This is a genomic window from Paenibacillus sp. J22R3, from assembly GCF_056269305.1.
Genome location: NZ_JBWDNS010000001.1, coordinates 1,288,093 through 1,313,449 on the forward strand (window position 1 = coordinate 1,288,093; position 25,357 = coordinate 1,313,449).

At 49.2% G+C, this 25,357-nt stretch carries 25 protein-coding genes and 1 riboswitch; of the genes, 1 reads left to right on the forward strand and 24 read right to left on the reverse strand.

The genetic code is table 11. From position 1 onward, the window contains the following. Positions 1–22 precede the first annotated feature (22 nt). A riboswitch (cobalamin riboswitch) is annotated at positions 23–262 on the reverse strand. 65 nt (positions 263–327) lie between these two features. From AC0YN4_RS05860 to lepB, 5 genes are all read right to left on the reverse strand, one after another. Beyond that, complete coding sequence (locus AC0YN4_RS05860; protein ID WP_475779605.1) at positions 328–2,532, reverse strand: heavy metal translocating P-type ATPase; 2,205 nt, start codon at positions 2,530–2,532, stop codon at positions 328–330. 130 nt (positions 2,533–2,662) lie between these two features. Next, positions 2,663–2,971: a rhodanese-like domain-containing protein gene (locus AC0YN4_RS05865; RefSeq protein ID WP_090976378.1), complete on the reverse strand. Its 309-nt coding sequence runs from the start codon at positions 2,969–2,971 to the stop codon at positions 2,663–2,665. 187 nt (positions 2,972–3,158) lie between these two features. Next, the gene (locus tag AC0YN4_RS05870; RefSeq protein WP_475779604.1) at positions 3,159–3,500 is read right to left on the reverse strand and encodes a DUF3889 domain-containing protein; all 342 of its coding nucleotides are present in this window, start codon (positions 3,498–3,500) and stop codon (positions 3,159–3,161) included. A gap of 68 nt (positions 3,501–3,568) precedes the next feature. Continuing rightward, on the reverse strand, positions 3,569–4,576 hold the full coding sequence (locus tag AC0YN4_RS05875; protein WP_475779603.1) for a DUF4184 family protein: 1,008 nt from the start codon (positions 4,574–4,576) through the stop codon (positions 3,569–3,571). A 2-nt stretch (positions 4,577–4,578) separates the two neighbouring features. Continuing rightward, positions 4,579–5,130, reverse strand: coding sequence for a signal peptidase I (gene lepB / locus AC0YN4_RS05880; protein ID WP_475779602.1), 552 nt, complete (start codon positions 5,128–5,130; stop codon positions 4,579–4,581). 195 nt (positions 5,131–5,325) lie between these two features. Here lepB and AC0YN4_RS05885 point away from each other — a divergent pair, with 195 nt between their 5' ends. After that, a complete protein-coding gene (locus tag AC0YN4_RS05885; protein WP_475779601.1) occupies positions 5,326–6,522 on the forward strand; it encodes an MFS transporter in 1,197 nt (398 codons plus the stop codon). Between the two features lie 58 nt (positions 6,523–6,580). Here AC0YN4_RS05885 and AC0YN4_RS05890 read toward each other — a convergent pair whose 3' ends face one another. The 19 genes from AC0YN4_RS05890 to ymfI all read right to left on the reverse strand — a co-directional run bounded on the left by AC0YN4_RS05890 (position 6,581) and on the right by ymfI (position 25,349). Continuing rightward, the gene (locus AC0YN4_RS05890; protein ID WP_475779600.1) at positions 6,581–7,069 is read right to left on the reverse strand and encodes a YlbF/YmcA family competence regulator; all 489 of its coding nucleotides are present in this window, start codon (positions 7,067–7,069) and stop codon (positions 6,581–6,583) included. Between the two features lie 22 nt (positions 7,070–7,091). Beyond that, a complete protein-coding gene (gene miaB / locus AC0YN4_RS05895) occupies positions 7,092–8,648 on the reverse strand; it encodes a tRNA (N6-isopentenyl adenosine(37)-C2)-methylthiotransferase MiaB (protein WP_475780095.1) in 1,557 nt (518 codons plus the stop codon). Between the two features lie 218 nt (positions 8,649–8,866). Further along, positions 8,867–9,439, reverse strand: a complete 573-nt coding sequence (locus AC0YN4_RS05900) for a phosphate propanoyltransferase (protein WP_475779599.1) — start codon at positions 9,437–9,439, stop codon at positions 8,867–8,869. 102 nt (positions 9,440–9,541) lie between these two features. Next, positions 9,542–10,408 (reverse strand): 2-oxoacid:ferredoxin oxidoreductase subunit beta, encoded by an 867-nt coding sequence (locus tag AC0YN4_RS05905; RefSeq protein WP_475779598.1) that lies wholly within the window; start codon positions 10,406–10,408, stop codon positions 9,542–9,544. Between the two features lie 3 nt (positions 10,409–10,411). Next, the gene (locus AC0YN4_RS05910) at positions 10,412–12,145 is read right to left on the reverse strand and encodes a 2-oxoacid:acceptor oxidoreductase subunit alpha (protein WP_475779597.1); all 1,734 of its coding nucleotides are present in this window, start codon (positions 12,143–12,145) and stop codon (positions 10,412–10,414) included. Between the two features lie 190 nt (positions 12,146–12,335). Next, the gene (locus AC0YN4_RS05915; RefSeq protein ID WP_475779596.1) at positions 12,336–13,286 is read right to left on the reverse strand and encodes a dipeptidase; all 951 of its coding nucleotides are present in this window, start codon (positions 13,284–13,286) and stop codon (positions 12,336–12,338) included. A 96-nt stretch (positions 13,287–13,382) separates the two neighbouring features. After that, positions 13,383–13,643, reverse strand: coding sequence for a stage V sporulation protein S (locus tag AC0YN4_RS05920; RefSeq protein WP_028597363.1), 261 nt, complete (start codon positions 13,641–13,643; stop codon positions 13,383–13,385). A 141-nt stretch (positions 13,644–13,784) separates the two neighbouring features. Continuing rightward, positions 13,785–14,579, reverse strand: a complete 795-nt coding sequence (locus tag AC0YN4_RS05925; RefSeq protein WP_475835396.1) for a TIGR00282 family metallophosphoesterase — start codon at positions 14,577–14,579, stop codon at positions 13,785–13,787. Positions 14,580–14,654: 75 nt separating this feature from the next. Continuing rightward, complete coding sequence (rny, locus tag AC0YN4_RS05930) at positions 14,655–16,196, reverse strand: ribonuclease Y (RefSeq protein ID WP_475779594.1); 1,542 nt, start codon at positions 16,194–16,196, stop codon at positions 14,655–14,657. Between the two features lie 180 nt (positions 16,197–16,376). Continuing rightward, the gene (locus AC0YN4_RS05935; RefSeq protein WP_475835397.1) at positions 16,377–17,051 is read right to left on the reverse strand and encodes a RecX family transcriptional regulator; all 675 of its coding nucleotides are present in this window, start codon (positions 17,049–17,051) and stop codon (positions 16,377–16,379) included. A gap of 79 nt (positions 17,052–17,130) precedes the next feature. Then, a complete protein-coding gene (gene recA, locus AC0YN4_RS05940) occupies positions 17,131–18,189 on the reverse strand; it encodes a recombinase RecA (protein WP_475779592.1) in 1,059 nt (352 codons plus the stop codon). 220 nt (positions 18,190–18,409) lie between these two features. After that, a complete protein-coding gene (locus AC0YN4_RS05945) occupies positions 18,410–19,651 on the reverse strand; it encodes a competence/damage-inducible protein A (RefSeq protein ID WP_475779591.1) in 1,242 nt (413 codons plus the stop codon). A 120-nt stretch (positions 19,652–19,771) separates the two neighbouring features. Then, positions 19,772–20,347 (reverse strand): CDP-diacylglycerol--glycerol-3-phosphate 3-phosphatidyltransferase, encoded by a 576-nt coding sequence (gene pgsA / locus AC0YN4_RS05950; RefSeq protein ID WP_090976403.1) that lies wholly within the window; start codon positions 20,345–20,347, stop codon positions 19,772–19,774. Beyond that, the gene (gene rimO / locus AC0YN4_RS05955; RefSeq protein WP_475779590.1) at positions 20,344–21,672 is read right to left on the reverse strand and encodes a 30S ribosomal protein S12 methylthiotransferase RimO; all 1,329 of its coding nucleotides are present in this window, start codon (positions 21,670–21,672) and stop codon (positions 20,344–20,346) included. Before rimO ends, pgsA begins: the two co-directional genes overlap by 4 nt. A gap of 137 nt (positions 21,673–21,809) precedes the next feature. After that, on the reverse strand, positions 21,810–22,298 hold the full coding sequence (locus tag AC0YN4_RS05960; protein WP_090976407.1) for a YajQ family cyclic di-GMP-binding protein: 489 nt from the start codon (positions 22,296–22,298) through the stop codon (positions 21,810–21,812). Between the two features lie 108 nt (positions 22,299–22,406). Continuing rightward, on the reverse strand, positions 22,407–23,342 hold the full coding sequence (locus tag AC0YN4_RS05965) for a RodZ domain-containing protein (RefSeq protein ID WP_475835398.1): 936 nt from the start codon (positions 23,340–23,342) through the stop codon (positions 22,407–22,409). Between the two features lie 20 nt (positions 23,343–23,362). Continuing rightward, positions 23,363–24,127 (reverse strand): DUF3388 domain-containing protein, encoded by a 765-nt coding sequence (locus tag AC0YN4_RS05970; RefSeq protein ID WP_090976411.1) that lies wholly within the window; start codon positions 24,125–24,127, stop codon positions 23,363–23,365. Positions 24,128–24,277: 150 nt separating this feature from the next. Beyond that, on the reverse strand, positions 24,278–24,529 hold the full coding sequence (locus tag AC0YN4_RS05975) for a DUF3243 family protein (RefSeq protein ID WP_475779588.1): 252 nt from the start codon (positions 24,527–24,529) through the stop codon (positions 24,278–24,280). 88 nt (positions 24,530–24,617) lie between these two features. Next, entirely contained in the window at positions 24,618–25,349 is a 732-nt protein-coding gene (ymfI, locus tag AC0YN4_RS05980; RefSeq protein WP_475780094.1) for an elongation factor P 5-aminopentanone reductase, read from the reverse strand. Between the last annotated feature and the right edge of the window lie 8 nt (positions 25,350–25,357).

Here is a 25,357-nt window from a genome sequence, read left to right on the forward strand (position 1 = left end):
TCCTCGTAGGTAGCGTTCATACTGAACAGGCAGGTATCCTGACTCGAAGCTTCTGTCATCAACGTCTTCCCAAACGATCCCATCGTTCAGTGACTTATCATTGATGCGTTGTCGATTGGAGATGGGCGAGCATGCCTTCCCTTCCAGAATCGACGCTTCTTACAGTGGCGGGTCCGTGCCGGTATTGCACCGGTCTTCCCATTTAAGCTAAGCTTGCGCGTTTCAACGGACTGAAACGAACGCATACGCTTAGCACCTGTTCGTAAACTATGAAATTGTGCTTGAGTAACTATACCATCACCTTTTTAGGATGTCTACAATTGGCTTTCACTTCCGAAGAAATCGGTTCATTTGGCCGTTTAAACGCAGCGCATTAAATACGACAGACACCGAACTGAGCGCCATAGCTGTTCCGGCCATCCACGGCTCTATGCCGCCTACTGCCGCAAACGGGATCACAATAGAATTATAGAGCAGCGCAAAACCAAGATTTTGCCGGATATTCCGGACTGTCATTCTGCTGATTTGAAAAGCCTCATAGATACCGGTCAGCCGCGAGCGAAGCAGCGTCATATGCCCGGCATCAAGCGCTGCCTCCGTACCGCCGCCCATCGCGATGCCGACATCTGCGGCAGCAAGTGCGGGAGCATCATTCCAGCCGTCACCGGCCATTGCAATGACTCTTCCTTCCCCTTGCAGCTGGCGAATGAGCTCTGCCTTGTGCTCCGGCAGCATGGATGCATGTACATCATCCTGTGCGATTCCCGTGATCCGGGCCACGTTCATTGCTGATGATGAATGATCGCCGGTTGCAAGTAAGACGCGAACGCCTTCGGCTGCCATCGCCGAGACTGCATCCGTCGAGGAGCGTTTTACTTGATCGGTGAAGGCAAACGCACCGGCGCATTCCCCGTCTATCGCAGCATAGATGACCGTCTCCCCGAGTTCTTCTTTCCGATTGACGAAGCTCAGCAGCACTCGATTCATCTTCCAGTCCCGCTCAGCGGCAAAACCGGCATTGCCAATTTCGACGCGCTTGCCTTCAACGACTGCTTCAATCCCCTTGCCCGGATATGCTTGATAAGCCGTTGATTCCGGGATCACTAGCCCAGACCGTTTACCGGCAGCCTTAATCGCTGCTGCGAATGGATGCTGAGAATTTGCCTCAGCAGACGCCGCTAGACGCAGCAGCGCGCTTGGCGAGCCGGACAATGCGGACACTTCCGTTAACGCAGGCTTGCCTTCTGTTAACGTACCTGTCTTATCCAACACAATCGTATCCAATTGAGCCAGACGCTCCAGCGCGCCTGCTTCCTTCATCACGATGCCGCGGCGGGCAAGCTTACCGGTAGCCAATACGAGCGATATCGGCGCTGCCAAACCAAGCGCGCACGGACATGCTGCCAGAAGCACAGCAAGCGCATGAAGCGAAGCCTTCCCCCAGTCGCCCGGATCCAGCCAAATCAGCCAAAGAAGCAAGGTAGCCAAAGAAAGCAGCATCATAATCGGTACAAAAATAGCCGATAACCGATCCACTCTTCGCCCGATCGAAGACTTCGTCGCCTGCGCTTGGCGCGTCAATGCCGCAATTCGGCTTAACATCGTATCCGGCCCTGTCGCCGTTACCCGAATTCGCAGCTCTTGTCCGCGAACGATAGTACCGGCGTACACATGATCCCCGGCTGACCGCACGACAAGCGCGCTCTCGCCGGTTAGGAAGGATTCATCCATCGTCGAATGTCCCTCCACGATGATTCCATCCGTCGGAAGCGGTTCATTCACCGCGGCAATAAGCTGATCTCCGAGTCTTATTTTTGCTAGTGATGTCTTCTCTCTGCTTCCACCGCGAATGACGACCGCTTCGCTCGTCTGAAGCGAAGCGTAGCTATCGCTTTCCTTCATGACCCGCTCCGATGCGGACGCCTCCAGCAGCTTGCCAAGCAGCACAGCGGTTATGACTACCGCAGACGTTTCGAAGTATAGCGCCCCGCCGGTCATCATGGAGATATAGCTGTACGCGAAAGCAGCTGTAGTTCCTATCGCGACTAGCACATCCATATTCGCTGTTCGCTCTCGAAGGGCATAGAAAGCTCCGAAATAGAAAGGCATCCCGATAAAGAACTGTACAATTGCCGCGAGCACGAATTGAAGCAGCGGCTCCTGTATAATCAATGGAACCGGGATGGCTTCCAGCCAGGCGTAATGATGAACCATCGTCCACAGCAGCGGGATTGTGAAGAGCACCGCCACGAAGACACGCACCTTAAGCGAGTCCAGCTCGGAAGAATTGTCCCCATCCTTCCCGTAGAGGAAAGCATGAAATCCAAGCTGCCCGATTCGTTCGATAATGGATGTCGGCGTCGTTTGTTCCGGTGAGAAGGTGATGTAAGCTGATTTGGCCGCATAATGAACGGATACACCGGATACGCCTGCCAGCTTGCCGACAGCTCGTTCAATCCGGGTAGCACAAGCCGTACAGCTCATGCCGTGTATTCGCAAATCTAGCGCTTGGTCTCCGCGTTGCTGCTGCATAAGGAACCTCCTCCATCAAACAAACTAGCTGTCCTACTCTCCACTATATGGCAGGGTTGTTCGACTCATGATATAAACAACAAAAGCACCTTCGCGCAGCAAGCGCGAAAGTGCTCTCTTGAACAACATTCTATTCCCCGGTAGCTACTTCTCCGGGCCAGCTCAGCATACCGCCAAGCACATTAACGACCTCATACCCTTGGGCAGCCAAATAATCACAAGCTTTGCCGCTGCGATTGCCGCTTCTGCAAACCATATACAGCGGCTCCTCGAAAGCATTCAATTCACCGAGTCTTTCGATGAAGACGGAGAGCGGGATGCTCACCGCTTCTTTAATATGACCCGATTCCCACTCGTCGGGTTCACGTACATCGATTACACTCAGCTTCTCGCCTTCACGCAGCCGAGTTTCCAGTTCACTAGCTGTTATTTCTCCCATTACCTGCAATCGCTCCTTAGCGCATAAATTCAAACCTATACCTGCATTCTACTCCTCTGCCTTACCAAATGTCCATCCGGCAAGCGACATAAGTAGGAGCAGCATCCGCTGCTTCCTGCGAATGCTGCTCCAGATCAGCTTTCTATTTCGTCATATACGCACCGCTATGCCGCTTGCTTCTTTGGATTCAGATCAACGAAGAAAAGGCAGGCAATCCGTCCACTTTGCCGTCTTCCATAAATTGAATGCGAACGACCTTCTCGCTATGCTGCTCAAACCAGATGCGCACGGTAACTTCAAACTTGCGGGAGCCTTTGTTGAGCAGCAGACGAAACGTTTCTGACATCAATCCCGCTTCCTCCACTTTTCGGCCGACATGCTTATAGTCCACGATCTCAGCATGATAACGGTGCGTCGTTTCCTTCATCGCGAGTCTGCCCCACTTTGCGTAAGGCGGTTCAGCGGAAACAGGCGTAACGGCACAGAACAACATCATACAAGTCATCATTAGAATTATTAACGGTCTCATTCTTCCACCTCCATAGTCTAGGCGATGGTAGAATTCCCCATTTCAAGCTCTTTCATACATGGATAAGCTTACTGTTTCAATTCGAATGGACCTTTGACCACACGCTGACTTGTCGTCACGATACGACTTGACAGCAGCAGCGCGGCACTCCAGCACAATAGAAATCCATTCCACAGCGGATCAAATACTCCCTTAGGCGGATGTAGATATCGATAAGGAATACCGTCTGTGAACAACTGCTCTCTTAGATTGGTACCGAAGCGCAGTGCAATTATGGCAGCTACGATAAGAGCAAGTGATCCGAGCGCATGCCACACTCGCTGCTTCTTCACGGCCCAATAGAACAGTGAAGCAACATAGAATCCGAATAATAAGGAAGACAACGGTGCCACAACGACGATACTGACGAAATCATGCCTGTGGTGAATAACCATCATTTTCAGCTTGTAAACAATCACCGTTGTACTCAACAACACAAGCCATAGGGAGATTTTCGTGCTTGGAGCAGCGAGCTTCTCTTTACTTGTTTTCCGTGACAACCCTATGAAGCGAAAGTATCGATACAGGAGGATGAGCCCCGGTATTACCAGCCCCACTATCGAGAAGTCAATCTGAAGCTTAGCATACAAAGGCGAATCGCCATGATGTGCACGCAGGAAATCGAACCATTCAACAAATATACCGCCTGCATGTGTCCAAGCATCAACAAACATATGGGTCCAGTAACCAATTAACAAGGAACCGAGGAAGACGATCCATGCGCGAACCGAGTCCAGCTTCCAATCCACGCATAAGCTGGAGACGAACTGATCCATTCGCCCGAATGACGGAAGAAACTTTGGCAGTACCGGTTTAATCAAATAATGAAACACGAATGCGAAGGCAATACACAAAGGCAAGCCTTGTATTAGAAAACCTAATATCGAATGTCCAATACTCTGATAGGGCTCCATCGCCACAAAATACTCCATATCAGGCGACATGCTCCCTAGGATAAGTCCCGTGACACTTACCCATTTAGGTTTGATCCGTCGAAGTGGAACCGCAAACAGCGGATGTGCAAATGTAAAAGGCACGGTTATTCTAACCCGCCGAATTTATTCAGAGGCCACAGACGAAATACTGCGCGACCTTCCAGGCTTGATAAGGCGATGGGGCCTAACACGCGGCTGTCTTGACTGTTTTCTCGATTATCTCCCATTACAAATACGGTATCAGCCGGGACAGTGTATGGCATTTCCAGCCCGTTTGAGAAGGTAAGACCTTTTATGTACGGCTCTTTCAATGGATGTTCATTCAGAATGACATGACCATCACCGGTAATATTAAGGACATCCCCCGGCAAGCCGATCACGCGTTTAATTAATCGCTTGTCGCTTTCAGGACCGTTGATGATGACAATATCTCCTCGATTCGGTGATTCGAACCTGTAGCTGATTTTGTCCTCAATTAATCGTTGACCTTCTACTAACGTTTTTTGCATTGAAATATTCCTTACTTCGGTTTGGGCAAAAGCATAGTTCTGGATCAGCAGCGCCGCTACCATCGCCACTCCAAGCGTTAGAATCCAGTCTCTTACTTCTCTCGCCCACGGTTTCTTATGCGTAGGTGTAACTTCCGGATTCTCCATATCATTCTCCTTCCAATTCGTACAGCTTTCGGTGTTCGTCGTTCACATTCCAACAAAACCTTCTTATAACTATTACGATTTTAACCATCAAATAGTTTCTTTGAAAACAGCATTTTGTAAAAAGCATTGCCCGTCCGCGCTCTCGTAGGATAAAGTTAGTAGATTAATGTAACTTTCCGAAGGAGTGAATTTCCGTTGTCCGCTGACGCCAAGGCTGCGCTTATACCCACTACTCGCGCTGACCATGTTATTTTCATCATAGTCACCTTATTGTACTGGTCTACCCTGTATGTCTATGTCCCCATTCTTCCTCCGTTTATGAAAAGCAGCGGGTACGCCGATGTGTTGATCGGCATCGTACTCGGCAGCTACGGCTTTACGCAAATGCTTGTCCGTTTCCCGCTTGGACTCGCTTCCGATAAGCTTCATAAACGCAAGCCGTTCCTTATGCTGGGCATGGTGAGCGGTGCATTAAGCTGCGTATTGTTCACGATTCCCGGCTCCTGGCTATGGCCGTTAGCAGGACGAATGATGTCAGGCGTCTGCGCTTCCGCATGGGTTGCCTTCACCGTGCTGTACGCAGCCTACTACGCCTCCTCCGAAGCGACCAAAGCGATGAGCAATATCAGCTTCATGACCGTCTCCGGGCAATTAATCGGCATGACGCTGAGCGGCTGGCTTGCCGGCGCATACAGCTGGAACGCTGCTTTCATCGCCGGGATTGGACTCGGTATCGCAGGGTTACTGCTCTCCTTTGCAGTTAAAGAGCCTCGCGAGGGGGTGGAACGTCCGCCAATCTCGCTTCAGCATCTACGAGAGGTTGTTCGAACGCCTTCACTCATACAGGTTTCTACGCTATCGATCTTGGCGCATTGCGTGCTGTTTATTACCATGTTCGGGTTTACGCCGCTGAAAGCAACATCCTTAGGTGCATCAAGCAGTCAGCTTACGTTAATCGTCATTGCGTTCATGGTCCCGCATGCCATCGCTTCCTTGCTGACAGGTCGAATCCTTGCACCGCGATACGGGAGCAGGAATGTCATTGCGGTAGGCTTCGCACTTAGTGCAGTATGCACGATTGCCATTGCCTACTCGCCTTCACTCGGATGGCTGGCACTAACACAGGCGCTTAACGGCTTTGCACAGGGCATGCACCTGCCCTTGCTGCTCGGGCTCGCTATACAGCCGTTTGAGTCTTCTAAACGCGCAACGGCGATGGGCTTCTACCAAGCCGTATACTCGATCGGAATGTTCGCAGGCCCTTTCTTAGCCGGCTTCATTAACGAAGCCTTCGGCCGCGATTACGGATTCTGGCTTGGCGGACTCTTCGCTCTTGCTGCACTTGCCCTAATCCTCATTTGGCGTCGCAGTCATGCGCCACAATCTGCCTAACAACACAAAAACCTGCCGCACATTGCTCGCGCTGCAGGTTTTTCCTCATTGCCTCTAATTACATGCACTCTTCCGGATCTTCAACCTGAGCATCTTCGATCGAGATCTTCTCGGCAACCGTGTCGCGAATGACAGAAACGACAGTTTGCAGCAGATAGTTAATATCCGCTTGGCTTTGTTGGAACTCCGTAATGATCGGAATTCCGTCCAGCTCATCTTGAAGCACTTCGATCTCTTTCTCGATCTTAGCCACCATATCTGCGTTCTTGAACGTTGTTTCGAAAGCGACGATTTCCTTCTGCTTCTTCTTGATTACTGCAATCAACCCTTGAATGCGCTCATTGCCTTGGATTTGTTTCTCTGCACGTTGGAACTGTTGAACTTCTTCCGATGTGAAGATCATGGTTGCCAGTTCTTTCGTCTTGGCCATGATATCTGCACGTACGATTATATCTTCCGTATTGAATTTCGGTACCGTACAGCTCGAATCGTGGTCGTGATCGTGGTCATGTTTATGATCGTGTTTCGCTGTTTGCTCTTTTGCCAATGGTTCCAGCTCCTCTAGTTTGTTAAGATACGGCTTCGTGTTTCGTATATTCCATGATGGGCTCTGCTTTGACATACCAAGTTTGAGCCTCGGTCACTCTTGCTTCGATGAATTGTCCAATCCACTCAGCCGGTCCTTCGATATGTACCAGCTTGTTCGTACGCGTACGTCCGGACAATACATGTGCATTGTTCTTGCTCTGGCCTTCAATCAGCACTTCGACAATTTGACCGATTGCTGCTTCATTACTACGACGGCTGAGCTCCGCGATAACGGCATTCAGTCGCGCGAGCCGCGCTTTCTTCACAGCCTCCGGAATGTTATCTTCCATCTCTGCAGCAGGTGTCCCCACACGCGGTGAGTAGATGAAGGTGTAAGCAGAAGCAAATCCGACCTCTCTCATCAAGGAGAGCGTGTCTTCGAACTGCTCGTCCGTTTCACCTGGGAAACCTACAATGACATCTGTAGTCATGGATACACCGGGAATCGCTCGTTTGATTTTGGCAGCCAGCTCCAGGAACATTTCTCTTGTATATTTGCGACTCATCCGTTTGAGCACCTCTGTGCTGCCGGATTGCACCGGTAGATGAATATGCTCTACAAGATTGCCCCGTGTGGCCAGAACCTCTATCAGATGATCGTCGAAGTCGCGCGGGTGACTCGTCGTAAATCGAATGCGCGGCAAATCGATTCGGGCCATATCCGCCATCAAATCGCCGAACCGATACTCGATATCGTCAAAATCCTTCCCATAGGCGTTAACGTTCTGCCCCAGCAGTGTAATCTCTTTAAAGCCCTGCCGAGCCAGCTCGCGAACCTCTGCGATTACATCCTCCGGACGTCTGCTGCGCTCTTTACCGCGCGTATAAGGCACGATACAGTACGTACAGAACTTGTCACAGCCATACATGATGTTCACCCAGCCGCGCATGCCTTCACGCTTCTTAGGCAGGTTCTCGATGATGTCGCCTTCTTTGGACCATACCTCTACTACCATTTCCTTGCTAAACAGCGCATCCTGCAAGAGGTAAGGGAGCCTATGAATATTATGTGTACCGAAAATAAGATCGACGAAGCTATGCTTCTGCATAATTCGGCTGACCACCGATTCCTCCTGCGACATGCAGCCGCACACGCCAAGAATCAATCCCGGTTTCTCCAGCTTCAGGTGCTTCAGATGCCCCAGCTCGCCGAATACTTTATCTTCCGCATTCTCGCGAACTGCGCAAGTGTTGAGCAGGATGACATCCGCTTCCGTACGGTCATCCGTCGGCAAGTAGCCCATTTGCTCGAACATGCCTTTCATGACTTCCGTATCATGCTCGTTCATCTGGCAGCCGTATGTCGTAATATGATAGAGCTTGCCTTTGCCAAGCTGCAGCAGTTCCGGAGGTGTTGCCGATTCATAATGAACCTGAATGGCTTCCTTCCCTCTTCGCTTCTCGTCCTTATAGTTAGGCGCAGCGTTGACCGTTATATCGCGACCGTTAATTCGGTAGGTTGTTTTCCCGTCTTCTTCCCTCAGTACTTTCGCACCTGTGAAGTCAAAATACTTGGAGAAGTCCTTTTCGCCGCTCACGGGCTTTGTTTGGCCTGCAGCCGCGTCGTGCGTCTCCTTACTCACAAACCTTCACGCCCTTCCTCCATACGTGTCCATTCCAATATTATAGCAAACCCAGTCGCGATTATAAAGAAGAATGAACCTTTGTTCAACCTCACAGCAATCCAATTGTAACAAAAAAGAGACAATTCACTCCTGCGAGCGACTGTCTCTTTCTAGTTATCGGCTATAGCAGGTTATCCGATGATCTCAGCTTGATCGCCGGTAGACGCGCCTGCTGCATTCGCTTCATCCGTGTCAATGTGCATATCAAGCGCGAACTCCGGAGATACGCGTGCGATTACATTCTCTAGCACGAGGCCGCGTTCGCCTTGCAATCGCACTGTCAACCGCTGTTTATCCGCAATTCCGAAGCGCTCCGCATCACTCGTATGGAAGTGAATGTGACGCGCTGCTACGATGACGCCTTCTTCGATTGTTACTTCCCCTGCAGGCCCTTTGATCGTGATGCCCGCAGAGCCTGCGATGTCACCGGATTCGCGAACAGGCGGTTTAATGCCAAGCGTGAACGCATCCGTACGGGAAACTTCGAGCTGCGTACGTTTGCGAACCGGACCCAGAATCCGGACTTTGCCGAAGCTCCCCTTCGGTCCAACAATCTCTACTGTTTCATTAGCTGCATATTGCCCTGGCTGAGATAGCGGCTTGAAGACGGACAACTCAGCACCTTGTCCGAATAGTATTTCTACATGCTCCTGCGTTAGATGAATATGTCTGGCGGATACGCCAACGGGAACCATCATTGTCATAAGTTTGTTAAACACCTTTCATACAACGCGTCAGGTCGATAAGAAAGGCATACAGCTCAGGGATGAACTGTATGCCTTCTATATAGGCTGAAACTGTTGCGATTATTTAAATTCAGCTACCAATTTATCGAATTGCTCCTGCGACAAGGATAGATCTTGGTTAGCCAGGCCTTCCGGTTGGAAGCCGCTCACCATATCCTCGTACGATTTACGTTCTTTGTTCTGGTAGATGAGGCCTGTAAGCATGCCGTTCGTTTCCATGATTTTGTTCATAGCCGCGATACGGTTTGTCGAATCGTAATCCGGGAATTGATCCAGGTTTACGATATTCTCTTTGAACCAATCGTAGGTGTTTACTTTGTTGAACGTTACGCAAGGGCTGAATACGTTGATCAGCGAGAAGCCTTTGTGGTTCAGGCCTGCTTCGATCAGGGCAGTCAGTTGCTTCAGATCGCTGGAGAACGATTGAGCGATAAACGTAGCGCCTGCCGACATTGCGATTTCAAGCGGCGACAGCGTTGTTTCAATCGAACCTTCTGGTGTCGATTTGGTTTTGAAGCCTTCCGCACTGCGCGGCGAAGTTTGACCCTTCGTCAAGCCGTAGATTTGGTTATCCATAACGATATACGTAAGGTCAACGTTACGACGAATCGCATGTACCGTATGGCCCATGCCAATTGCGAAGCCGTCACCGTCACCGCCGGAAGCGATAACTGTCAGCTCGCGGTTAGCAAGCTTCACGCCTTGTGCGATTGGCAATGCGCGGCCGTGAATACCGTGAAGACCGTACGCATTCACATAGCCGGAGATACGACCGGAACAGCCGATCCCGGAAATAACAGCCAGACCCTCTGGCTCAAGACCAACGTTAGCGGCAGCCCGCTGAATAGCGGCTTGAACGGAGAAATCTCCGCAGCCTGGGCACCAGTTCGGTTTTACATTATTACGAAACTCTTTAAATGTAGCCATCTCTTAGACCAACTCCTTGCATGCTTTGTGCACTTCGGAAGGCAGGAACGGATTGCCGTCGTATTTCAGAACGCTCTGGATTTTGTCCGCGTAACCTGCATGTAATTTCACTTGATCAGCCAGTTGGCCGGTTGCATTGTTCTCAAGTACAACGACCTTCGTTGCGCTTTGCAGGTAAGGCTTCACAAGCTCCGCAGGGAACGGGTGAATTTGGCGAATCGTAATATGGTTCGTTTTCAGGCCGTCACTCTCCATACGAAGACGAGCTTCGTCGATCGTGCCGCCGGTTGAACCCATGCCGATGATGAGAAGATCCGCTTCTGCATGAGGAGCATCTGCGCGAACCGCATCACGGATATACACGCCGTCAAGCTTCGTGAGACGTTTATCCATCATCTTCTTACGATTGATGGCACTTTCCGAAGGACGTCCTGTTTCGTCATGCTCAACGCCCGTTACATGGTGCAAACCGCCTTTGTCGCCCGGAATAACACGCGGGGATACGCCGTCTTCCGTTAGTTCATAACGTTTGAACAGTTCATTCGTTTCAAGCTCAGGCAATTCTCGAACGAGCTTACCGCGGTTAATCGGCATTTTATTCAAATCCAGCGCATCGCAAGATTGCTTACCAAGCGACAGCTGAAGGTCAGTCATTAGAATAACCGGTACTTGGTATTGCTCTGACAGGTTGAACGATTCAATGGTGTCGTAGAAGCAATCTTCCAGGGAAGCCGGTGCAATTACGATCTTCGGAATTTCACCGTGCGTTCCGTATACCATGGCGTTAAGGTCGGATTGCTCTTGTTTCGTCGGCAAACCTGTGGAAGGACCTCCACGCTGCGTATCTACGATTACAAGCGGCGTTTCTGTCATCCCTGCAAGTCCGATCGCTTCCATCATAAGAGACAAACCAGGGCCGGCAGAAGCTGTCATCGTACGCACACCGGCATAGTTCGCGCCAATTGCCATCGTTACAGCTGCAATCTCATCTTCCGTTTGAACAACGGTCCCGCCGAACTTAGGAAGCTTCTTAATGAGGTATTCCATAATCTCGGAAGCCGGTGTAATCGGATAAGCCGACATCAAGCGGCAGCCGCCTGCGACGGCGCCAAGACCGATCGCTTCGTTACCGATCATGAACAGCTTCTGTTTGCCGTCAGCCGGCTCTAGCTGGAACTCTTCCAACGGGCCGCCTGCCAGCTCTAGTACATAGTCCGAGCCGCGTTTAACCGCTTCGATATTCTTCTCAACGATTGCCGCACCTTTACGGCCGAACTCTTCTTCTACTGCTTTATTAAATACATCAACCGGCAGACCAAGAAGCGCCCAAGACGCGCCGGACGCCACCATGTTTTTCATTAGGGAAGTACCCAGATCCTCCGCGATCGAAGTGATCGGTACTGCAAATAGACGTGCATTAATGCCTTCCGGCAGAACAGGATTAAACTTTGCATCGGCAACGACTACGCCGCCAGCACGCAGTTCATGTGCGTTTAAGTCGATACTCTCTTGGTCAAATGCAACCAAAATGTCCAAATCATCCGAAATGGCAAGCATCGGTTTAGTGCTGATTCTGATTTTATTGTTGGTATGACCGCCTTTGATACGTGAAGAAAAGTGACGGTAACCATACAAGTAGTAACCAAGACGGTTAAGAGCTGTCGAGAAAATACGGTCGGTACTTTCAACGCCTTCCCCTTGTTGTCCCCCGATTTTCCAAGACAATTGACTAATCAAAACGCCCATCTCCTCTTTTGATGAACCTGCGATATTTTCGACATCATTTAACAATAATAATAAAATTCTTTTAACAGTCAAATAAATTTTATGACTCAAAGTACTAAAATGCAAGGTGTAAATGCGTTTTCATCGCATAGTTCTTTTCGATTATACCCATATCACAGCGAGATGGGAATCCCTTAATCGTTCAGCTAGGAAGATGCTTTACAAGAAAACGTAATGCATTTCCGGCGAGAAATGCATCCACTCGCTCTTCGGAATATCGCGCCAGCAGCGCATTCTGTAGATTATAAAGCTCTCCGGGATGCGTCAATTCTTGTACATGTGCTTCAATCCCATCGAAATCCGATCCGAACATAAGCTGATCTTCACCGCCAAGCTCGCAAACTCGCTCTATGTGACGCAGTACGTCAGCAATTGCCGCAGCATGATGAGGCGCAACAAATTGCGGCACGAAAGTAATCCCAATCATACCTCCCCGTTCAATGAGCGCTTCAAGCTGATCGTCCGCAAGATTGCGGGGATGCGCGCACAGGCTCCGAGAGTTCGAATGTGATGCAATCAGTGGCTTTGTTGAAATCTTGATCATTTCCCAAAATGCGCTGTCACTCAAATGAGACACATCTAACAGTATACCCAATCTATCACATTCTTTTACGAGGGCTTGGCCTTTTTTTGTAAGACCGCCTCCACGCGGCTCCATAGCCCCGTCAGCGCCCCAGTTCGCATAGTTCCATGTTAACCCCAAAGCCCTCACTCCGAGCTCGTAGAGGATGCGCAGCATCGCCAGATCGCCATGCAAACCGTCTGCGCCTTCCAGCGATAGCATGGCCCCAATAGAATCGCTTTTTTTCATGAGCTTCGCTGCGTCTGCAGAAGTCCGAACGAAGGTCATTTCCGGAACTGCCAGTACTTTACGATGAAACAAATCAATACTATGTAGAATAGGTGTCATCGATTTCTCCATCCGATCGGGAACATAAATAGCAAAGGTCTGAAGAACAGAGCCCGCCTGTTTAAGTCGCGGTAAAGTGACATCGAGTTTATTCGTCGAGTCCTGTTCAAAGGACAAGGACTGATCTTCAAGCAGCTTCCACAGCACATCACAATGAAAATCCACACTTCGTAGTTTTGGCATGGACACACCTTCCTGTATCACCTATTTTTCACGCAAAAAAACCTGCCTACAGCGTAAACAGGTCGAAGAGTTCAGATGGAATTATTTGGGCGTATTCTATCTCGGCTCAACGATGAGTTTTATCGCTGTACGATCCTCGCCGTCGATTACGATGTCTGTGAATGCTGGTATACAAATGAGGTCTACTCCGCTCGGCGCTACAAATCCTCTTGCAATTGCCACCGCCTTTACCGCTTGATTCAACGCACCAGCCCCGATTGCTTGTAATTCAGCTGCGCCGCGTTCGCGTAATACGCCGGCCAGCGCTCCTGCAACAGAATTTGGATTGGACTTTGCTGAAACTTTTAAGACATCCATGGATAGTACCTCCTCGGGAATGATGGATGAATACCGATATGTAGATAGATATTCGAGAGAGGCGAAATAATTCCTGCTTTCACTTTGCAATATATTCTGAATTATGAGAATTTTCATATAACAAAAAAAACAGATTGTCTGCTACATGAGCAGCCAATCTGTTTCGGTTAGTCGTATTTTCTGAATTTTCGTGGCCGCCCCGGTTGCTTCATCAATCTCAACCGCGATGGCATGGAGATGCCAATCTCCCTCATCCACCACAAACCGTGTTGGCAGCTGCGTCAGGAACTTGTGGAGCACTGCATTCCGTTCCATACCCAGAACGCCGTCTCTAGGGCCAACCATGCCTACATCCGTCAAGTAAGCAGTGCCTCCAGGGAGAATGCGATCATCATTCGTCTGCACATGTGTATGTGTGCCGACTACGATGGATGCGCGTCCGTCCAAGTACCAGCCCATTGCGATTTTCTCCGAAGTCGCTTCGGCGTGAAAATCGACCAAGATGTTTCTCGTTTGCTGCTGCATCTCTTCAATCAGCTCATCCGCTTTACGGAACGGGCAGTCAATCGGCGGCAGGAACGTTCTTCCTTGCAGATTAATGATCGCCAGTTCTTTGCCGTTTGCCTTTATCACGGCTGCACCCTGACCAGGCGCCTCTTCCACGTAGTTCGCTGGGCGAACCATTCGAGGCTGATCATCGATCCATTCGAAAATGTCTTTGTTATCCCAAGTATGATTGCCCATAGTAATGCCGTGAACACCGGCTTCAAGCAATTCTTTCACAATCGTTGATGTGATGCCTCTGCCTGCTGCTGCATTCTCGCCATTGGCAATAATAATATGCGGGTTATATTTGGATTTCAGTGCAGGCAGCACCTTCTTGACCGCGTTACGACCCACATTACCGACGATATCCCCAATAAACAATACGTTCATGACACCATAACCTCTCTAGTGAAGACCAGAAAAGTGGCTGCAAGCAGCCACTTTTCTAGGTACCTTGCTATTTACTTATTTCGCATATTCGACAGCACGTGTCTCACGAATGACCGTTACTTTGATATGCCCCGGATAATCGAGTTCACTCTCGATTTTCTTCGTAATATCGCGTGCTAGGCGGAATGCTTCTGTGTCGTCGATTTTGTCTGGTTGAACCATAACGCGAACCTCGCGGCCTGCTTGAATCGCGTAAGATTTCTCGACTCCGTCGAACGATTCCGAGATGCCTTCCAGCTTCTCCAGCCGTTTGATGTACGTCTCGAGCGTTTCTCTGCGTGCACCCGGTCTTGCTGCCGACAATGCATCTGCCGCACCAACCAGCATTGCGATAACAGATGTTGCTTCACAATCACCGTGGTGGGACGCGATACTGTTGATGACAACAGGATGCTCTTTGTATTTCTTCGCCAGCTCTACGCCGATCTCGACATGTGAGCCTTCCACTTCATGATCGAGCGCTTTGCCGATATCATGCAGCAATCCGGCACGTCTTGCAAGCGTCATGTCCACACCTAGCTCTGCAGCCATTAAGCCGGTCAAATAAGCGACTTCCATGGAGTGCTTGAGCACGTTTTGACCATAGCTTGTACGATATTTGAGGCGACCTAAAATCTTAATGAGATCTGGATGTAAGCCATGCACGCCAACTTCATAAGTCGCCTGTTCTCCGTATTCACGGATACGTTCATCCACTTCTTTACGCGATTTCTCAACCATTTCCTCGATACGTGCAGGATGGATACGACCATCAGCTACAAGCTTCTCGAGTGATGTACGAGCAATCTCACGACGAATTGGATCGAAACCAGACAAGATGACCGCTTCCGGTGTATCGTCGATTATGAGATCGATACCGGTCAACGTTTCCAGTGCGCGAATGTTGCGGCCTTCACGTCCGATAATGCGGCCCTTCATTTCTTCATTTGGCAATGCGACTACGGAAACCGTAGTTTCAGCCACATGATCTGCTGCGCAGCGTTGAATCGCAAGCGAGATAATATCACGTGCTTTCTTATCTGCTTCTTCCTTCGCTTGCTGCTCGATTTCTTTAATCATTTGTGCAGTTTCATGACGAACTTCCTGCTCAACGTTGTTCAAGATGATTTGTTTCGCATCTTCCATTGTCAAGTTCGAAATCCGCTCAAGCTCTTGAAGCTGCTGTTTGTAAAGGGTATCGATTTGTTCCTGTGTTTCCTCGATCCGCTTCTCTTTGTTGGCAACTTGTTCTTCTTTGCGTTCCAGCGCTTCTATTTTTTTATCCAACGACTCTTCTTTCTGAATCAGTCGTCTTTCAAGACGCTGTACCTCATTGCGACGTTCGCGAATATCTCTCTCAGCCTCGGTACGGAGCTTGTGGACTTCATCTTTCGCTTCGAGAACCGTTTCTTTCTTCTGCGCTTCGGCTTCTTTCTTCGCATTGTCAACAATTTGACTAGCGGCCTGCTCGGCGCTTGAAATTTTGGCCTCGGCGATCGATTTGCGAATAAAATAACCGACACCAAAGAAAATTGCACCAACAACGAGAATGATCAGGATCCATACCACTACTGGCATCTTTCTCACCTCCTCGTTGCTCACCTAAGCAAACGCTTGGGACATTATTTGGTTTTCTAGCCGGTTTTTAACCCGATCATACATACTTAATTTGACGAAAATAATCGTTTCGAATCAATTTTTGGAAGGAAAATCGATTCTAGAATAAAGAATACAAACTTATTTTATCTTTTGTGAAAATCAATTGTCAAGCATATGCCCATCCTCATCATCTTCCATTCCGAGAACAGCAGCCTTTACCGCTTCTCTTACCGTATTCATCGGAAACCCGCGGCGCAGCAGAAACACAGCTAATTTCTGTTTCCTCTCACGAGGTTCGCCTTTAATATAAGGCCATTTCTTATGTGCAGCTCGTATGGCGATATCCGTCTCCGATTGCTCATTCAGCTTCTGAGAGGCTTGCTTCGCCATATCTCTGGAGATTCCACGCTGCACAAGCTCCTGCTGCAATAAGCGGCGCCCTTTCATCTGGGTTCGCATCCGTTCGGAAGCATACATATTGGCATATTGCTTATCGTTGACCAAACCTTCCTGTCTCAGACGCTCAATTGCTTTCTCCGCAGTTTCGGGATCGATTTCCTTCCTTGCCAAATACCGCATAATCTCTTTCTCCGTACGCTGCCTTGCCCCTAAATGGGCTAGCGATAGAATGTACGCCCGGTGCCTGGAGTCCTCTTCGACAATCTGCTTCAGTTCATCCCCATGAATTTCTCTGCCCTTCAGCAGACGAAATTTAATCAATAGGTCTTCATGTACGCTGGTGTACGGTTCTTGCGAATCATTGACAAATAGATGGTAGCGCTGCTTGGCCTTCCGGTCCTGTTCAACGCCGGTAATTACTAACACCTCTGTCACTCCCCCAATTCGGACCACTTACTTATAAACAGAGAAGCACCTGTAAAGGTGCTTCTCCGGGTAACCGATCTCCGTCGGTTTATTCCACATCTAGATCTAACTCGTCCTCGTCTTCTTCATCCTCGCTGAATGCCTCTCCAGCTGCGGCTGCAGCTGCCATGTTGCTGGCTTCACGAATTTGCTTCTCGATTACAGCTGCAATGTCCTTATGGTCTTTAAGGAATTGCTTCGCGTTCTCACGGCCTTGTCCAAGACGCTCGCCGTTATAAGAGAACCAAGCACCGCTCTTCTGAACGATATCCTGCTCGACGCCGATATCCACGATGCTTCCCTCTCTGGAGATGCCTTCGCCATACATAATGTCGACTTCGGCTTGTTTGAAAGGAGGAGCTACTTTGTTCTTAACAACTTTAATACGTGTCCGGTTACCGACAATGTCGTTCCCTTGCTTGATGGACTCGATACGACGAACATCAAGACGAATTGTGGAGTAGAACTTCAGAGCGCGACCGCCTGGCGTTGTCTCAGGGTTACCGAACATAACGCCGACCTTCTCACGAAGCTGGTTAATGAAGATCGTGATCGTCTTCGACTTGCTGATCGCACCGGAAAGCTTACGAAGTGCTTGCGACATCAAACGTGCTTGCAAACCAACGTGGGAATCTCCCATGTCGCCTTCAATTTCCGCTTTCGGTACGAGTGCCGCAACGGAATCGACAACGACAATGTCTACCGCGCCGCTGCGAACAAGTGCTTCCGCGATCTCTAGGCCTTGCTCACCCGTATCTGGCTGAGACAGAAGCAACTCATCAATGTTAACGCCAAGCTTGCTTGCATACGAAGGATCAAGAGCATGCTCCGCATCGATAAATGCAGCTTGTCCGCCTGCACGTTGTACTTCTGCGATCGCATGAAGCGCAACTGTTGTTTTACCGGAGGATTCCGGTCCGTATACTTCAATAATCCGGCCGCGCGGGAAGCCGCCAATTCCAAGTGCAATATCTAATGCAAGTGCACCGCTGGATACTGTTTCAACTTGCATATGAGTTGATTCACCAAGCTTCATGATGGAGCCTTTACCAAATTGCTTCTCTATTTGACGCAATGCCATTTCTAATGCGGCTTTACGATCTGCCAAGAAATCCACATCCCTTATAATTTATACTTTCATGATACCTTGTTTCGTTCGCTTTGACAAGACATTTTACGAACATATATTCTTATTTCTCATTTGGCCAAATAGAGAAACAAAAAAAGAACCGCAGCAAAGTAATCTTCGCCACGGTTCTTCCGCTAACTATTGTCGATTATAGTCGAAAATTAATCATCTGACAAGCCTTATTAACAATTTATTCTAATTACAGCGCCTGCCACAGCCGATAAAGAAGCGACTTTGCTGCACGCAGTCGAATAATGCCCCTGCTTCCGCTAAGATGCGCTGTGAACACCTGTGTAGGCTTCCCGCGCTCCGAAAGTCCGAAATACACAAGCCCGACCGGTTTCCCCTCGGACTCTGCAGGGCCGGCTACGCCGGTTAACGAGACGCCGAAATCGCTGCCTGCGAGTTCGCGTACCCGCTCCGCCATAAGCGCCGCAGTCGACTCGCTGATTGCACCGGGTGCATCAGTCCCCTCGAGCTGCGACATCGGGATGCTCAGCAATTTATGTTTCATTAAATTGGTGTACGTTACGACGCCGCCAACAAACTCTCCGCTGCTTCCGGGTACTTGTGTCACGAGCTGCGCGAACAAACCGCCTGTAAGACTCTCAGCGCTGGCTAGTGAGCGTCCGGTCGCACGCAGCTGCCTAATGACAGCTTCCTCGAGCGGAATGTCTTCACGAGCGTACAGATGCGTGCCAACACGTGCAAGGATTTGATCCTCCGCCGATTTAAGTCGTGCTTCGGCCTCCTGCTCGTTTAACGCTTTCGTCGAAATCCGAATCGCAACTTCGCCTTCTTTGGCATATGGGGCAATCGACGGATCGGATTGACCCTCGATTAAATCAATAATAGCCTGCTCCAAGCTTGATTCACCGATACCGGCGAACATCAGCAAACGAGAGAACAGCCTGCGTTCCTCACCCATGACGGATCTAATCCATGCTTTTGCCGGCCCATCGAACATCGGTTTCATCTCGCGCGGCGGCCCCGGAAGCAGCACGTAGCTTGTGCCATCCACGGCGAGTGCATTGCCTACAGCTAAGCCCGCATCATTCATCAGCGGATCACTGCCTTCAATCAGATGCGCTTGACGACGATTGCTCTCCACCATATGAATGCCGCGCGAGCTGAACATCACCTCTATTTTGTCCATAGACGGTTGATGGATCTCAATGGAACGGTTCAAATAATCCGCCAGCGCATCCTTCGTCAAGTCATCCATCGTCGGCCCAAGTCCACCCGTAAAGAGAATGAGATCGGCTCTAGTGCGCGCAAGCTCGATCGCTTGGCGAATTCGGCCTGCATTATCGCCAACGACAGTCTGAAAATAAACATCGACCCCCAGCTCAGCAAGCCCTTGAGACAAATATGTAGCATTCGTATTCACAGTCTGACCCAGCAGCAATTCCGTACCTACAGCAATAATTTCTGCGCGCATGACAACAGCTCCAATCTATGTATGAGGTGGATTAGTAACCAGGTGTAGGAAAAGCAAAGCACCACCCCTTCCTGACGAACAGAAGGAGTGATGCTACATGTTTAATGCTTTAATGCCGGTTTATGCTACCGGAATGAGATTTTTATTTTTGACAAAATAATCGATACCGGAGTAAACCGTGATGAGTGCCGCTGCATAGCTAGAAATCAAATCGAACGGAAAATCCAGAAATGCAAACGGGAAATTGTTAAGCAATAACGCGATAATCATCGTAATTTGTATGGCTGTCTTCCATTTGCCCCACGTGCTGGCAGCCAGAACAGAGCCTTCAAGTAATGCAATCTGGCGAAGGCCGGTCACTGCAAACTCACGACTGATGATGACGATCGCGATCCATGCATCAAGCTTAGCCATTTCAACAAGCGAAATAAGCACCGCCGCAACTAACAGCTTGTCTGCCAGCGGATCTAACAGCTTGCCCAAATTAGTGACGATTTTGTTCTTGCGTGCAATATAGCCGTCAAGTCCATCCGTGCTCGCTGCAACGATAAAGACTAGCGCGGCCAAAATCTGGTTCCATGTAATGGAAAAATCATCGTAGGTGAGCGGCTTCAGATCAACGTTGATCAGCAGCAGCACCATAATTATGGGCACCAAAAAGATGCGGACAAGCGTAATGCGGTTGGCTAAATTCACGAGAGCCCCTCCCCGGACATATCAAACTCGTAAGCGTGCGTGATGCGCACCCTTTGAATTTCGCCGATTGCGGCTTTACATTTCGAGATAAACACTTCACCGTCAATTTCAGGTGCATCGTATTCCGAGCGACCAACGTATACATCACTGCGGCCGTCATAGCGTTCTACCAGCACGTCGATCTCTTTGCCGACATGTTTGCCGCTAAGCTCTTTGGATACTTCACGCTGAATTTCCATGAGTGTATTGGAGCGCCACTCTTTCACGTCATCAGGAACAGCATCCGGCAAGCGAACCGCTGGCGTATCTTCTTCCGCCGAGTACGTAAACACACCTAAACGATCGAATTTCATCTCGCGTACGAAGTCACACAGCCGCTCGAAATCCTCGTTGGTTTCACCTGGGAACCCAACAATAATGGAAGTCCGAAGCGCTACATCCGGAATGCGGGCACGAATACGCTGTACTAATGCACGAGTATCCGTTTGACGTCCCGGGCGGCGCATTCTCTTCAGAATGGAATCTTCACTATGCTGAAGCGGCATATCAATATAGTTGCACACTTTCGGATTTGCGGCGATGGTATCAATCAATTCGTCCGTAAAGAAGCCCGGATATGCATAATGCAGACGCACCCATGCAATGCCTTCCACTTCGCTCACACGATTCAGCAATTCCGGAAGCATAAACTTATCGTACAGATCCGTACCGTAATTCGTCGAATCCTGTGCAATCAAGCTGACTTCCTTCACACCTTGCTTAGCCAGCATCTCCACTTCAGCCACGATGGATTCCATCGAACGACTGCGGAATTTACCGCGCATGATCGGAATCGAACAGAATGTACAAGCGTTGTCACAGCCTTCGGCGATCTTGACATAAGCTGTGTAACGCGGCGTTGTCACTAGACGCGGGAGCTTCTGATCATAGTCAAAGGCCGGATTTCCGACTTTAACCGGACGTTTACCGCGAAGCGCTTCTTCGACAATATCCGTAATCTGATGGAAATCGCCTGTACCGACGATACCGTCGATCTCCGGCATTTCTTCCATCAACTGCTTCTTATAGCGCTGCGTCAAACAACCGGAGACGATAAGCGCCTTAAGCCGGCCTGTTTGCTTGAATTCCGCCATGTCTAGAATTGTATTGACGGACTCTTCCTTAGCCGCATCAATAAATCCGCACGTATTCACGATAATAACGGTGGCATCATCTGCTTGATCCACCAATTGGTAGCCGCGTTGATCGATTAGACCGGACATAATCTCCGAATCGACCAAATTCTTCTCGCAGCCCAATGTTACGACTTTCACTCGTTCTGTCATTTTGTATCCCCCAAACCCCTCCGTAAAGCTATCCTAACAAGTATAATACAAGGCATATACAGTGTCAAAATACGAAAAAGTCCCAGCCACCGCGACTTTGCCTGCGGACCGGGACTCTTCTTATGTACGTAAATCGCTTAGCGGTAGTTCGTAAATTGCAGATCAATTTGAAGATCTGCGCCGCGCAGCAACGCCATGACCGCTTGCAAATCATCAAGGCTCTTACCGGTTACGCGAATGGAATCACCTTGAATTTGGCTTTTCACTTTCAGCTTGGAATCACGAATCAGAATATTAATTTTTTTAGAAATATCCTGCTCGATGCCCTGTTTCAGTTTAATCTTCTGTCTAACCGTTCCTGCCGAAGCAGGCTCCAATTTGCCAAATTCCATGTTCTTGATGGGAACACCGCGTTTGATCATTTTGGATTGCAAAATATCAATGACGCTTGCCAATTTGTACTCGTCATCCGATACAACGACGATATCTTCTTTCTCGATTGCAATGCTGCTCTTGCTGTTCTTGAAGTCGAAACGCGTTTCAATCTCCCGCTCCGCTTGTGTAATTGCATTGTTCAGCTCTTGCATATCGACTTTCGATACGATATCAAATGAATTCTCAGCCATCTTCCATTGCAGCTCCTTTGCTTTTTCATTGACAAGTATTATAACGCATCTTACTGCGCAAGAAAAGGCATTCATCCCGGCTATTCCCGGGGTGAATGCCTCTGTGCGCTACTCAGCAGTCTTATTAGCTGCATCTGTTGCATCTGCTTCAACCATATCGAGCTGCATACGATGTGGATTTGCTGCATTTCCGTCATCCATCTCAACGCCGTCTAGGGTCACTTCAACTAAATCCGCACGTCCGACATTGATATAGGCGGGGCCGTTTATATCAAGCTCAATGGTTTCGCCGGTCTTATTGAATTGATGCTGCAAAATATATTTCCCGCTTTTGTTCTTCTCTTTAACCCCGATCCAAGCACGGCCTGTCGCATTAAACACGATCTTGTGCGCGCCGGCAGGGGCAACCTTGTAATAATCCGTCGAACCGGAAGAACGATCAAGTGTCAGCGTTGTAGCTGGCACAACAGGCTCCTCCACGGGCTTCTCCTCTGTTGGCGGCGGCGTAACAGGAACTTCATCTTTGCCTCCGGTAGATTCGTTCGTGGAAGCATTATCATTATTCTTGACCGTATCCTTATCCGGATTGGTCTCCGGCGCTTTCGTCTGGTCCGTCATCTTCGTCTGATCTGTCGTATCCACATTATCTTTGTTCGGCTGCTTGATCGCATAAATATAAACAACTACGATAATCAAGAGCAGAAACGACCACATCAGCGTACGGAATCCCCATTTGCCCCATCGATCATTGGCTTGCGTTTGAGAGCGGCGTGGTCGTTGGATCGGCTCCACCACTTGCTCCGGAACGTTAGAGGGTATTTCCTTGTTGTACAACCGAAGAACCTCGTCAGCATCAAGCCCAACTGCTTCCGCATAGTTCTTCACAAACGCACGCACATAGAATGAACCGGGAAGCACGCTATAATTGCCTTCCTCAATCGCTTCAAGATAGCGTTTACGAATTTTCGTCAATTCCTGGATGTCATCCAGGGACAGCCTTCGCTGTTCCCTCGCCTTCTGAAGCAAGGCACCCAAATCCGACATGACCACACCTCCTCATTTCATCAAAAATCGTTAAAGCCCATCGTAAACGATTCGTAAGAAATTTCCTCGTCGGGTGTATTTCGCAATTCGATAATATAATCAAAATCACTATATTCATACGCCGATTCTTTCACGAAAATATCCGGATGCTCGATAACTTTCGTCGATGGCATTGCCATAATTTCTTGTAAAAGCGCATGATGTTTCTCATTCGAGCGAATTGTGCTGACAATCCCGTCAATAATAAAAATATTGTTCGGGGTCATTTCCTCTTCCGACAGCTGGCTGCGCACCGTTTGTCTAAGCAGCGTAGAAGAAACGAATGTCCAGCGCTTATTGGAGCAAACGCTGCCCGCAATAATGGATTCCGTCTTACCGACGCGCGGCATTCCACGCAATCCTATTAATTGGTTACCTTCTCGTTTAAACACTTCTCCAAGGAAATCAACCAGCATCCCAAGCTCGTCCCGCGTAAATCGGAATGTTTTGCGATCGTCAGAATCACGTTCAATATAGCGGCCATGACGTACGGCCAATATGTCTACGAGTTTTGGTTCACGCAGCTTAAGTACCGTAATGTTGTCAACTTTCTGAAGCATACGTCCGAGAATTTCGATCTTCTCGTCGTCATTCGTTTGCAGCAGCATGCCGCGTGTGCGGTTCTCTACACCATTAATCGTAAGAATGTTAACTTCCAGCATACCGAGCAAAGAAGCGATATCGCCAAGCAAGCCCGGGCGGTTCTTATGTATTCTGTATTCCATGTACCATTGTTTAAATTCCATTATGACACCTCGTGTTTGTGGAGGAATAGGTAATAAGGTAATAATTCATGTGTGATAAAAGATTATTCTACAATATTCGTCAATATCCTGCAACCTCAGGCAAACATTACAGAAAAGCCTCCGTTTCGGGAGGCTTTTCTCGTGGAAGGTTTACGAGCTTTGTACAAGCTTGACCATTAGGCCAGCAATCGTTTTTCGTTCCTGTTCGTCGCCGACATCCCAAAGTTCCTTGATTGCGCGTTCCTGCTCGTTTTTGGGATCGACCTTTTCTCCAAGGAAGGAGCCGATCTCATAGGCAAGATTTGCGATAGTGTCTTCATTCAATCCCATTCCCTTGGCCTGATCCACGCGATCGCTCAAGAAATGCTTCCATGTTTCGAAATTAGAAAGGACAGTTGACATTGTTTCTGTTCCTCCTTCGCATGTTAGCCGTTATACGGCAACAACCGTATTGTACACGCAAAGGATCAATCTTATTCGGATTTGAACATCAAGTCAGCCATCCGCCGTTTGGACTAATGATTTGACCTGTAATGTACGCGGACTCCGGCAACGCCAAGAAATAAACTAGCGATGCGATCTCCTCAGGCTGCGCAAAACGGCCAACGGGAATTTCAGACTCCAATGCCGACTTCTCTTCTGCATTGAGGTTGTCCAGCATCACGGTATCGACAGCCCCGGGCGCTACTGCATTAACAGTAACTCCTGACGGCGCCAATTCCTTGGCTAATGCTTTCGTGAAGGCATTCATGCCGCCTTTACTGGTTGAATACAGCACCTCGCAGGAGGCACCTGACATCCCCCATATGGACGAGACGTTAATAATACGACCGAATCGCTGGGAAATCATCGCGGGCATAAAGAGCTGCGTACAGAGAAACATACCTTTTAAATTCACGTTCATGACTTCATCCCAAGCTTCTTCCGTAACATCATTTAACATACTGTAATGGGCAATACCGGCATTGTTAACGACGATATCCGGCATCATGCCGCGAGACTCCAGCTTCTCGCGCATGCGAATAAGTTGTTCCTTCGAACGAATATCCGCCGTGACGGTCAACACATTCGCAGCACCGAGCCGCATACAGCTGCGAGCCGTCTCGTTGGCCGCTTCGTGCGCTTGATTATAATGAATGACGACGTTCATGTTCTCCGCGGCGAAGCGGCGCGCAATGGCCGCTCCGATCCCACGGCTTCCCCCGGTCACGAGCACCGTCATTTCTTTTA